Annotated in this window: 11 protein-coding genes and 4 pseudogenes; 6 read left to right on the forward strand and 9 right to left on the reverse strand. The window is 36.2% G+C overall.

Annotated features, from left to right (window positions below; translation table 11 throughout):
* Positions 1–89 precede the first annotated feature (89 nt).
* The 3 genes and pseudogenes from istA to H150_RS15050 all read left to right on the forward strand — a co-directional run.
* Complete coding sequence (gene istA / locus H150_RS0113115; RefSeq protein WP_026353722.1) at positions 90–1,106, forward strand: IS21 family transposase; 1,017 nt, start codon at positions 90–92, stop codon at positions 1,104–1,106.
* Positions 1,103–1,879 carry an IS21-like element helper ATPase IstB gene (gene istB / locus H150_RS0113120; protein WP_019959512.1) on the forward strand — a complete coding sequence of 259 codons (777 nt, stop codon included), beginning with the start codon at positions 1,103–1,105 and terminating at the stop codon, positions 1,877–1,879. The genes istA and istB overlap by 4 nt, the downstream gene beginning before the upstream one ends.
* Positions 1,880–1,947: 68 nt before the next feature.
* Positions 1,948–2,223: pseudogene (locus H150_RS15050) on the forward strand (transposase); the annotation flags it as partial.
* On the opposite strand, the gene H150_RS15350 reads toward H150_RS15050, so the two are convergent.
* The 5 genes from H150_RS15350 to H150_RS0113145 form a co-directional block, all read right to left on the reverse strand.
* The gene (locus H150_RS15350; RefSeq protein ID WP_019959513.1) at positions 2,130–2,480 is read right to left on the reverse strand and encodes a recombinase family protein; all 351 of its coding nucleotides are present in this window, start codon (positions 2,478–2,480) and stop codon (positions 2,130–2,132) included. The pseudogene H150_RS15050 and the gene H150_RS15350 sit on opposite strands and share 94 nt — an antisense overlap.
* A gap of 233 nt (positions 2,481–2,713) precedes the next feature.
* Positions 2,714–3,985 (reverse strand): LlaJI family restriction endonuclease, encoded by a 1,272-nt coding sequence (locus H150_RS0113130; protein WP_019959514.1) that lies wholly within the window; start codon positions 3,983–3,985, stop codon positions 2,714–2,716.
* On the reverse strand, positions 3,985–5,445 hold the full coding sequence (locus H150_RS0113135) for an McrB family protein (RefSeq protein WP_019959515.1): 1,461 nt from the start codon (positions 5,443–5,445) through the stop codon (positions 3,985–3,987). Before H150_RS0113135 ends, H150_RS0113130 begins: the two co-directional genes overlap by 1 nt.
* Positions 5,446–5,507: 62 nt before the next feature.
* Positions 5,508–6,743: a DNA cytosine methyltransferase gene (locus tag H150_RS0113140; RefSeq protein WP_019959516.1), complete on the reverse strand. Its 1,236-nt coding sequence runs from the start codon at positions 6,741–6,743 to the stop codon at positions 5,508–5,510.
* 93 nt (positions 6,744–6,836) lie between these two features.
* Positions 6,837–7,157: a GIY-YIG nuclease family protein gene (locus H150_RS0113145; RefSeq protein WP_019959517.1), complete on the reverse strand. Its 321-nt coding sequence runs from the start codon at positions 7,155–7,157 to the stop codon at positions 6,837–6,839.
* A gap of 5 nt (positions 7,158–7,162) precedes the next feature.
* On the opposite strand from H150_RS0113145, the pseudogene H150_RS15055 reads away from it, so the two are divergent.
* Positions 7,163–7,402: pseudogene (locus H150_RS15055) on the forward strand (integrase core domain-containing protein); the annotation flags it as partial.
* Between the two features lie 33 nt (positions 7,403–7,435).
* On the opposite strand, the gene H150_RS15190 reads toward H150_RS15055, so the two are convergent.
* Positions 7,436–7,597, reverse strand: a complete 162-nt coding sequence (locus tag H150_RS15190; RefSeq protein WP_019959518.1) for a hypothetical protein — start codon at positions 7,595–7,597, stop codon at positions 7,436–7,438.
* A 321-nt stretch (positions 7,598–7,918) separates the two neighbouring features.
* Here H150_RS15190 and H150_RS0113165 point away from each other — a divergent pair, with 321 nt between their 5' ends.
* Complete coding sequence (locus tag H150_RS0113165; RefSeq protein ID WP_019959520.1) at positions 7,919–8,569, forward strand: AAA family ATPase; 651 nt, start codon at positions 7,919–7,921, stop codon at positions 8,567–8,569.
* Entirely contained in the window at positions 8,562–8,837 is a 276-nt protein-coding gene (locus H150_RS14555; protein ID WP_019959521.1) for a hypothetical protein, read from the forward strand. The genes H150_RS0113165 and H150_RS14555 overlap by 8 nt, the downstream gene beginning before the upstream one ends.
* Positions 8,838–8,954: 117 nt before the next feature.
* Here the strand turns inward: H150_RS14555 and H150_RS0113175 are convergent, their stop codons facing one another.
* From H150_RS0113175 to H150_RS14560, 3 genes and pseudogenes are all read right to left on the reverse strand, one after another.
* On the reverse strand, positions 8,955–9,845 hold the full coding sequence (locus H150_RS0113175) for a replication initiator protein A (RefSeq protein WP_019959522.1): 891 nt from the start codon (positions 9,843–9,845) through the stop codon (positions 8,955–8,957).
* A 387-nt stretch (positions 9,846–10,232) separates the two neighbouring features.
* Positions 10,233–10,469, reverse strand: a pseudogene (locus H150_RS0113180) (DUF1281 family ferredoxin-like fold protein); the annotation flags it as partial.
* 214 nt (positions 10,470–10,683) lie between these two features.
* A pseudogene (locus H150_RS14560) lies at positions 10,684–10,924 on the reverse strand (IS256 family transposase); the annotation flags it as partial.

The following is a 10,924-nucleotide window of genomic DNA, read 5'->3' on the forward strand; positions in this document are numbered from 1 at the left end:
TGTTACCGGCAATGTAAAAATGACCCCCTAACGGCAATTTGAAATTGACCCCCTTGTTTTAAACTAGCGGCTTTACTTAGGGTCGCTTGATGTTAACTCAGGAGATGGTTGTGACCATTAAAGTACTTAGGAAACAAGGGATGTCAATCAAAGCCATTACCCGTGAAACAGGTTTGGCTCGCAACACGGTGCGGAAGTATTTGCAACCAGTCGAAACGACTGTCCGACAGCATTCTACCCGCCCCAGCAAATTGGATCCTTTTAAAGACTATATTCACAGTCGAATTCAATCTGCTGCACCCGATTGGATTCCGGCTTCAGTGCTGTATGCTGAAATTGCCGAATTGGGCTACCAAGGTAAGATTCGTATCCTCAGTGAGTATATTCGTCAGCTCAAACCCACTGGTAAGCCAGACCCATTGGTCAGATTTGAAACCGAAGTTGGGCAACAGATGCAAGTGGACTTCACCACCATTAAGCGGGGTCAACAAAGCTTAAAAGCTTTCGTGGCCACATTGGGTTATTCACGCGCCAGCTTTGTTTATTTCTACGATAACGAGCGCACAGAAACCTGGATAGATGGTTTACGGCGCAGCTTTGAATTCTTTCAAGGCGTACCCAAAGAAATACTTTTTGATAATGCCAAAGCCATTGTCCTTGAGCGCGATGCCTACGGCAGTGGCCAACACCGCTGGAACCCTCTGTTGCTAGAAATGGCCAAAGATTATGGCTTTAGACCTCGGGTGTGTCGTCCTTATCGAGCCAAGACCAAAGGCAAGGTAGAACGCTTTAACCGTTATTTGAAATCAAGCTTTGTGATTCCGCTACAAGCGACTTTACGCACAGCGGGATTGGTGTTGGATGTCTCCACTGCCAATGGTTACATTGGGCGCTGGTTGACGATGGTGGCCAATGCCAGAGTACATGGCACAACCGGTGACATACCCAACGAACGTTTATTGCTTGAGCAAGAGCATTTATTGCCATTGCCGATCTGGGTTGGCAATAGTGACCCAATTAGTCTCGAACATGTCGCCCCCATACCGATTGAAAGTCTACAGCACCCTTTGAGCGTGTATGACCAGCTGTTTGGGGTATCGGCATGAATTTACAACATGAGCGCATTGCCGATGCTTGTCGGCAACTTGGATTGCATGTCATATCAGAAGCTTGGCCCTCGCTGGCGCAAGCCAACATTGAACAAGACAAAGGCTATGGTGACTTCATTGAGCATCTGTTGGCAGAAGAGCTGAAATCCAAACACCACAGAACCCGCACGGCATTGCTTAAATTCGCAGGCTTTCCTTGCATCAAAACATTGGAGGAATACGACTTCAAATTTGCCAGCAGTGCTCCTAAGGCACTCTTAACTGAATTAGCCGGCTTAAGCTTCGTCCATCGCAAAGAGAATGTGGTGCTATTAGGCCCTAGTGGCGTAGGCAAGACCCATTTAGCACTGGCACTGGGCTATCGAGCGGTAATGGCTGGCATCAAAGTTCGGTTTATTACGGCAGCTGATTTGATGATTCAACTAGCGGCCGCAAATCAACAGGGTAAATTGAAATCGTATTTGCAGCGAGGCATTCTGGCTCCCAAACTGCTGATCATTGACGAGATTGGCTACTTGCCATTTGGCCGAGATGAGGCCAATTTGTTCTTTAATGTGATTGCGAAGCGGTATGAAAATGGCAGCATCGTGTTAACAAGCAATCTGCCATTCAGCCAATGGGCAGGTACATTTGCTGATGATGCGACACTGACAGCAGCGATGTTAGATCGCCTATTGCATCATTGTCATGTGGCTCAAATCAGTGGTGAAAGCTATCGATTGAAGAACAAAAAGAAAGCAGGAGTATTGCCAAGCATTGGTGATATTTAAGAGATGGGGGTCAAATTTAGATTGCCGAATTCATACCCAAAGGGGTCAAATTTAAATTGCCGTTGACATTGGCATTCTATGACTTTCCAGATGTACATTGGATGCACATCCGCACCACCAACCCAATTGAATCCACGTTTGCCACCGTACGATTGCGCAGCAAACGAGCCAAAAACTGTGGCTCCAGAGAAACCACTTTGGCGATGGTGTACAAATTATTGGAAACGGCCCAAAAGCGTTGGCGCCGGATTCAGGGATTCAACTTGTTGACCTTGGTGGTCAACAACGTCATCTTCAAAGATGGCAAGCAGGAAGACGAACAATCAACAGAGAAAGCGGCCTGAATGCCATACACCAGATTTGACAATAACTCTTGCAAACAAGACAAGCGATCAACCGACTCAATCATCAAAATGTCACCAGGCATGGATTCATTTAATAATTGATTTAAGATGGGACGATTGAGTTTGGTGCCACTTTCATTTTCAATATAAGCGACATACTCAGAACCATAATTTTGGCTAAATTGAATCAAACCAGACAATGCTCTTTCGGCATCTTGTTCTTTGGTTGAGGCACGGACATAAATACGAATGGTCATGGCGAAGTTTATCATTAATAATAATTTGAATTAGTATAATGATAAATGTATCTTTTGGCTATAAAAATAAATTAAATGATAGCAATGCTATCATTTAATTGGATTTTAATTTGAGTATAGTTTAATGAGAGAAAAATAGGTTATTCAGTATAAACTTAGTGGATCATTACCAAGTAGTATGTTTTTATATTAAAAATGTGAAAATATCTCAAGAGCACCATTATCCAATATATTTATACATAGTCTGTAATGTGAACTTTTTCAGATTTCAAATACCGTTCTATTACATCATTAGGATCTAAATATAAACATTTAATAGGAATAAAATCTTCTGTTAATTTGAATAATTTTTCCTTATCTTCAATCTCTTTACGATAAACCATTTCAATAGTTGATAATGGATTTGTTATCCCAGGGAAAATGAAAATATTTGTAATGGTCTCAAACTCTGGATAAATCAATTTAATTGCTTTAGCATAAAAGAATTGCTTCACTAAATCAGGCCATCCAGGAGAATCACGTGCACCAGTAGCTGTATAATATTTACTATCAACAACCCAGCAAGTTTTTTTAGTTTTAATGAATATATCTAAGCGCATACCTTTTTGAGATGAGCTTTCAGTAGGCCTTGATGCATCAGCAAAATTATACTGTGGTATCGGTAATAAAGAATTAATTTTAAAATCAACATCATGAAAAATATTTTTAAGTAAGAATTCCCAAACGTAATGAAATTTCCGAACTCCCATCACAATATTGTTAGATCCACTTTCGTGGATTTTCTCTAAATATCTAATTAATAATTGCAGGGTTCTAATTTCTAGAGAAACAAAAGTTGAATGTAACCTTTGATTTAAAATATAAATTTTTTGATTGATATCCAATTCATTAAATAATTTCTTTTCACTTAACTGATTTTTAGATACAAAGTTAAATCTCTCATCTAGCCAGTGAAACTTTGTCAAAATGTCTAAAATAATTTCACAATGAATACTGGAAATTAAATCATCTTGGTAAATGGAAACTGGATATTTATGAAGGTCAAAGTAAATTGGGACATTATCACTAGTGAATACAGGAAACTCTCTATTCACTGTTTTAGACCAATTCGTTCGTCCCTTTTCACTATACGTATGTGTCTTAGATCTTAAGATCCCCACATTGAAATATAGATCTATAATTTCAAAAATATCTGTTAAGGAAACTTCTTCAATAACTTCACCTTGTTCATCTTCATCAAATGCTAACAAACTAGAATCAATAGAGTCTTTATAAGCATGAATTACCCTAATTAAATTTCCTATAGATTCAATTTTTTTAGAGTCTGATTTAGAAGGTGCAAAGCAGTATGTACAACCTTCAGAGATAATCACCCCACAAAATGTAATTTTTCGTCCCTGATCAACTACATCAAGACCGCCAACTGAAACCAATTTATCAATTACATAATCAGGGATTTTTTTTGAATCGATAAATTCTTTATCTTCAAAAAACCGATATTCCATCACTCTGCTTCTGTCTTATTAGAGGTATCAGTATCTACATCTTGTGTTATTTGTAATATCTCCATAAATTTATCTGAGAATATTGGCTTCTGATTAGAATATCGTTGATATAGCTCACCATACCCATGAATATCACTTTTAAAAATTTCATCTTTATTCTTATACTTAAGGGCATCATCCCATAAGTATGAACAAACTTTGCCAATGAAAGTCTGTTCAGCTTGATCTTCAACTAGATCACTATCTTTAATAAACCACGGACCAATAAGCTTATCTTCTACAACCTTAAGTTGAACCAAAACAGCATTAATAGTTTGGGCTAATGTTTTCCATTCTACATTTGGTAAAACTGCATGATGAATTGGAATTTCACCTGTTGCACAATTTGTAAAATCTATTGGGAGGTATTCAAAAATCCAACGTCTTTTAAATGCAGTATCTAATGGAAAAACAGCCTGATCACTACTATTCATTGTTGCAATGATTGATAAGTTACTAGGTATCATCAACTGACGTTTTACAATGAATTTATGCTCTGAACCTAAGGTTTCTTCTAAAGCATCATATAAATCTTCATCTTGTATCAGAATTGGATATTCACTTTTTCCTTCATCATCTCTATCTAATAGTTGAAAAATCTCTCCAAATACCGCAGCAGTATTTGCTCGATTTAGTTCTTCAATAACTAAAAAGTAATGGTTTTGCTTATCTAAAAGAGCTTGTTCAAGGATTTGAATAAAAGGACCTTTTCGGAAACTATAAGTGATACTTCCACTCTTGTCTTTATGTGGTTTTAAACAGCCAATAAAATCAGAATATTGAGTTTCTGGGTGAAATACCGTACGAATATAGTGTTCACTAACTATTTTACTAACGGACGCACTTTTCCCGGCACCAGGAGCACCATAAATAATTTTATTGTACCCTTTATTTACACTTACTCTTGTTTCTTCTTCAACAGATTGACTAGACTTATTGAAATCAACATCCAATGTAAATAAGAATTTATTCTTATCTTCCTTTTCAATAGTAAGGATTGAAATAAGTGGTAAAGAAATTCTACGAACTAAATCGTTAAAAATATCTCCCGAATCAGACCTTATGTAATAACGCTTTCCATCATTGAAAGAGGTTAATTTAAAAGTAACTTCTTCAGGAAGAACTAGAACCTCATCATATACAGAATCCCAATATTTAGGAGACACTTCTTTATATTGATTAATAAACTGATAATAAAATTCAAATTTTTCTTTTAAGAGAAATTCAAGAAGATTTTTTTTCTTAAAATAATATATATTTTCATCAGCATAGCTATTGAAAAAACTATCAAACTCTCCTCTGTTTTCTGCAGATCCAATATGGAATTTAGCTTCACCAGAACCTTTTGTCTTTAATAGTTTAACTTTACGATGGACAAAGCTATCAACTAATGGCCTAGAGATATTTGTAGAAATGTTCATGAGATTTAGGTGTAGGATAAATTTTGATTTATCCTACACCTAATTGCGTGAAAAATAAAAAATTAAATTAGTTGTAATTGTTTTTTTTCTATAGTTTTAGATAAATCAACAGATAAATTAATTTGCTTAACAATGCTCATAAGAACATCTACGACAATAGAATTCCCTGCTTGACGATAGGCCTGTGTATCAGAAACAACTATTTTAAAACTGTCACAGAATCCCATTAAGCGTAGACATTCTCTTGGAGTCAACTTACGGATTCGACCTTGTGTAGTTACATAATTATCGACACCAGCTCGGTGCATTTTAGTCATGGTAGCTAAAAGTGGTCGAGCTATTTCAAGATCAATTTTAGGTCTTGTATAAAAACCTTTCGTACCTGTTGCCATCACATAATTTACGAGCTTTTCAGATAAAAAGTATTTTTCGTCAATTGGGTTAGGTAATTCTTCAAAAATAAAATCACCGTGCCAATTAAATTGTTGATTGGCTTTTTGACATAAACCAATTGAACCATTGATTTGTGTATATTGTTTATTCAGATTCTTAGCACTTGTTACAAAATCAATACCCTTATCACCTAGGTAATATTTCTCAGGTGTATTTTCTAATAGAAAATCTTGCATTGTTTTTGTCAGTATTTGAGGGCTTGGAAAGTCAAACTCGGCAGTTTGGTCTAAAAATCCTACAACAAATAAACGTTCACGATTCTGAGGGATTCCATAATTTTTAGAATTTAAAACTTGAGAGTACCACTTATAACCTAAATCGCTGAAAACATTCTGCATTATTGTCCATGTGTTCCCGCCATCATGACTTAGTACACCTTTAACATTTTCATAGATAAATACTTTAGGTCTAATTTCATTAACTAAACGAGCAAATTCATAGAACAATGTACCTCTAGTATCTTCAAAACCGCCTCTTTTACCTACCATAGAGAATGATTGACACGGGCTTCCTCCTACCAATAAATCAATTTCATTTCTATATTGGTGTCCATCTAGAAAGCGAACATCGTAATGAAAGTGTTCCTGAGAAATATTGTAGTTTGCCTTATAACTTTCTTCTACAAAATTTTTCTTTTTATTCCTTAGATATAACTCGTCAATATAATTTTTTTTATCTCTAAAGCTACTTAAATTTAATAGATTTTTTTCAATTTCATCTTTCTCTAAATTAAGCTCAATATTTCCATTATCACATGCAAATGAAATTTCATATTCTATCGATAATCTACTCAGTGCATGTTCAATAGCTCCAATGCCACTAAATACTGTTCCTAACTTCAACATAAAGATAACTAAATTTTAATTTAAAAACACTATATACCAGACCCAGATATATCTGTCTACTTAAGTTTAGATAATAAACCTTATAAACTTAAGCTATATATGAGATTGTGCTTCTACTGGCAGCGCTTCAATTTGTAATGTTCTTCGGTATTCTTCAGCTTCTGCCGCCAACGTAAATTTGACTTCAATATTCAAATCCAAGAGTTTTTGTTTCACGTCAGCCAAGGACACTTTGAAAAATTCTTTGCGTTCATTGATTTTGTTGACCCGACAATCATTGAATTCTTGATGCAGCTGGCGCTCCAGCTCAGGTGCATTTTCTGAATAAATCAAAGCGTGGATATCAAATAAGAAAGGTACAGATGCACCACTCAGCTCTTTAACCCGACCCATAGGCTCTAAACGTCTGGTCATGCCAAGAATTCCAAGCTTGGGCCGCACAAAAAAGCATCAGGATTGAATACATTCAACCTGGCAAACCGCAACAAAATGCTTATATTGAGCGTTACAATCGTACCGTTCGGTATGGGTTGTTGAATCAATATCTGTTCAACAATTTAAATGATGTTGAAGACCATGCCACTCGTTGGCTGTGGTTTTACAACCATAAAAGGCCTCATCAAACCAACGGCGGCAAACCGCCATTGATGAACATTTGATTCTACTGATCCTGTCCATTAAAAATGGGAGGATTACCAACGGACAACTTCTTGCTTGTACTTTTCCACTTGTAATTTGGCTTTAGAAAGAAAATTGTCTGCTTGTGATTTAGTTTTATTTAAGAGTTGTTCACGTTCTAATTGCGCATCTTTTTTAGCTTGTTGCAGTTCGTTATATTCTTTAACTAACTGCATTTGAACCACTTTAATTTTTTTTCTGCTCTTTTTCAAATTCTTCTTTGAGCATGTTATTTTGATTCCAAAACCAAATAGCAACCCCACCCAAAACTAAAATAATCACAATACCTAAAATTAATGCAAAGACTTGATTTCCCTTTTATTTAAATTTCATTTTCATAATAGGTTGGAATCAAATTAAGAACAAATAAATCTTTTAGTTGAATATTATTATATTAAATTAATAGTGTAATACACTATTAATTTAATATTGTATCAGTATATTATTTTAATATAGAATTACTTTGGTACGCTTTCAAATAAAGGGGAGAAAATAAAATGATTGTTTTGATTGGCGGGGAAAAAGGTGGAGCTGGCAAAAGCTGTTTAGCACAAAATCTTTCTGTGTATTTGCAGCAGCAAGGGCGTGACATCTTATTGATTGATGCCGATCCACAAGCCACCACAACCGATTGGGCACAAGAACGTGCAGAAAATCCCGATGTACCGAATATTAAATCTGTACAAGCTTCAGGTATTTTGAAAGACACCATTACCGATTTATCCAAAAAATACCAAGACATCGTGATTGATGTCGGTGGTGCCAATTCACAAAGCTTACGCTCAGGTATGGTGTTTTCAACTCATTTGCTTTTGCCCTTCAGACCTAAACGTAGAGACTTAAGAACTTTAGACAAGATGGCCCAATTGATTGATATGGCCAAATCATTCAATGCCAACTTAAAAGTGAATGCCATCATTACTCAGTGTCCTACACTGCCATCACAATATTCTCGTATCTTAAAAGCCAAAGAGTTGTGCGAAAGCTATGACATTCCACCGTTGAATGCCGTCACTTTTCAACGCAACGTTTATGACGATACAGAAGAAAATGGCTTATCCGTATTAGAGGTAGATTACGATGACAAAGCCAAAATTGAAATTCACGAAATTGCTTTAGAGATGTTTGGAGATTTAAACCATGGATGATTTAAAAAAGACCAAGCCAACCATGAGTGCTGATGAGTTTATGAAAGCGGACGTATTTAACCCTCAAATTGCCAAACCCAGAAACAGCAAAATTTACTCTATCACTTTGACTTCTGAATATTCTGAGATTATGGACAGAGCATTTTTGACATCGAAACATACCAAAGCCACACGTTCAGGAATCGTCCGAATGGCTTTGACACTGTTAAATGATTTAAGTGATGAAGAAATTCAGGCACTTGCTAGTCGAGTATTGGATAAAAATTAAAGAAATATTGTATTACAGTATTTCAATATTACTAGGATGGTTTGAGTTTCTCAAATAATTTGAACCTAACCATCTAAAAATATCAATCCATATTTGTAAAAGAAAAAACGATCCAATCTATTTATTTTTACTGCGCTTTTTAAAAATCACCATGTCTTTATTATGGTCAAATCTCAATATATAATCAGGAAGCTCATCGCTTTCAGCCAATGATTTGATATTCAGCCGAAATTTTCTTAAGTCTCCTGTACTACCTGATTTTCGATGCAACAAATCTAATCCAATTTTCCAACTAGATTGATACCCACAATGCTTACGTGCAAGCTCATAAATCCTGCGATCTAAAGGTCTTCTCAATCTGAAATAATCAGGTGAGATAGACAAAACTTGTTTATTGGCGACAGAATTAAACAACCATTGAGGTATTTCAACTTCTACACGAATCATACGGCCATCTTTTTCTTCAACGATGTACCAATCACTGATTAAGCTAAAACTGCGAGCAATACGCTCTTTTTTATTTTCTGACTCAACCTTAATAGAAGTACCTTTTAAACGCTCTAAGGCCTCCTTAGTCCTTTCATAATCTGATCCACTGATATGGCGATTTGTTGTCTTCAAATAATCGTAAATGGTAAATCTGACTTTGCGATGAATTTCTTCTCCCTCATACATAGCCTGGCAAATTTTGGAAATACAATAAATCCAAATATCTTTGTCATGCATGGTGGCCACACCATATCGATTGGGGTCAATACTGATAATCAAGCCATCATGCTCATAAACACGAGAACGGGTATCGCCTGCCTTTAAGGCAAATAAAGGGTATTCCATACTGGCCAAATCAGACCTATATGTCACAGTATCAAAAATGTCAGCAATGAAAAAATCTGTCTGAGGATACTTAATAGGTGCCAAGTGAGAAGGTTTATTGGCCTCTTCTTTAATAGCCAACTCTTTTTTTCGATTGGCTATGATGTCCAAAGCGGTTTTATTCGAGTAGGACATACCTTCTCATTCCTATTTCTAAAATTGAAAAAAATTAAGAATTATCAAACATTGATAACCTGAGATAACTCAAATCTATTGGCATAATACTATTGTGCTTTTAGGAACACAAAATATTGTGCTTTTAGGAACGCTATTTTGTGCATTCAGGAACACTATATCGTGCATTCAGGAACACTATATCGTGCATTCAGGAACAAAAAACCTCTGAAAACCTTATCCAGCAATGATTTCAAAATGCTTAATAAGATTTAATAAATTTAATAAGCAAAATTTTCCAAATTTCTTAAAAAAATTTTGTTGTTTTTAACCACACACACAAAATAAAAATATATGGATTAAAAAAACAGCCCATCCACCCATTCAGGTTTTAGGACTGTTTTTGATTCAAGTGTACATCTGTTCAATTTGCTCATCGGTGTATTCTTCATCTACCAAACCACCTTCACCATCTGATCGATACACACCTGCAAATTCTGCAAACTCATCTTCGTAGGCAATTTCAATATTCAAACTTAGATACAGTTGTGCCAGCTTTCTGTAAATCGGTTCTGCTGGTGACCAAGCAGTTTCCAAATAACCACTCAAACAAGTACCGTCTTCACTGAGTTCCAATTCACAGTGGTAAACATTCCACTTTGTACCCCAATGTTCGAGTCTCCAGTGATACCAACTGAAACTGCCATATCATTGTAGATTTTTTTGGTACTGTCTGCCTAAACTAAAATCCAAACCAAAATGCTGCTGTAAGTCTGGTTCGTTTTCTAAAACCATAATGGCTTGGCCTATGGTTAAGCTTTGCCATTCAAGAGTTATTGTCAAATCTGGTGTATGGCATTCAGGCCGCTTTCTCTGTTGATTGTTCGTCTTCCTGCTTGCCATCTTTGAAGATGACGTTGTTGACCACCAAGGTCAACAAGTTGAATCCCTGAATCCGGCGCCAACGCTTTTGGGCCGTTTCCAATAATTTGTACACCATCGCCAAAGTGGTTTCTCTGGAGCCACAGTTTTTGGCTCGTTTGCTGCGCAATCGTACGGTGGCAAACGTGGATTCAATTGGGTTGGTGGTGCGGATGTGC

Source organism: Vitreoscilla stercoraria DSM 513 (assembly GCF_000382305.1).
In the GTDB taxonomy this organism is placed as follows: Bacteria; Pseudomonadota; Gammaproteobacteria; order Burkholderiales; family Neisseriaceae; genus Vitreoscilla; species Vitreoscilla stercoraria.

What these genes read in the sequence shown, in the direction of transcription:
- istA (WP_026353722.1), top strand. Translation starts at nt 90, where the DNA reads ATGTTAACTCAGGAGATGGTTGTGACCATTAAAGTACTTAGGAAACAA.
- istB (WP_019959512.1), top strand. Translation starts at nt 1,103, where the DNA reads ATGAATTTACAACATGAGCGCATTGCCGATGCTTGTCGGCAACTTGGA.
- H150_RS15350 (WP_019959513.1), bottom strand. Translation starts at nt 2,480, where the DNA reads ATGACCATTCGTATTTATGTCCGTGCCTCAACCAAAGAACAAGATGCC.
- H150_RS0113130 (WP_019959514.1), bottom strand. Translation starts at nt 3,985, where the DNA reads ATGGAATATCGGTTTTTTGAAGATAAAGAATTTATCGATTCAAAAAAA.
- H150_RS0113135 (WP_019959515.1), bottom strand. Translation starts at nt 5,445, where the DNA reads ATGAACATTTCTACAAATATCTCTAGGCCATTAGTTGATAGCTTTGTC.
- H150_RS0113140 (WP_019959516.1), bottom strand. Translation starts at nt 6,743, where the DNA reads ATGTTGAAGTTAGGAACAGTATTTAGTGGCATTGGAGCTATTGAACAT.
- H150_RS0113145 (WP_019959517.1), bottom strand. Translation starts at nt 7,157, where the DNA reads ATGACCAGACGTTTAGAGCCTATGGGTCGGGTTAAAGAGCTGAGTGGT.
- H150_RS15190 (WP_019959518.1), bottom strand. Translation starts at nt 7,597, where the DNA reads ATGCAGTTAGTTAAAGAATATAACGAACTGCAACAAGCTAAAAAAGAT.
- H150_RS0113165 (WP_019959520.1), top strand. Translation starts at nt 7,919, where the DNA reads ATGATTGTTTTGATTGGCGGGGAAAAAGGTGGAGCTGGCAAAAGCTGT.
- H150_RS14555 (WP_019959521.1), top strand. Translation starts at nt 8,562, where the DNA reads ATGGATGATTTAAAAAAGACCAAGCCAACCATGAGTGCTGATGAGTTT.
- H150_RS0113175 (WP_019959522.1), bottom strand. Translation starts at nt 9,845, where the DNA reads ATGTCCTACTCGAATAAAACCGCTTTGGACATCATAGCCAATCGAAAA.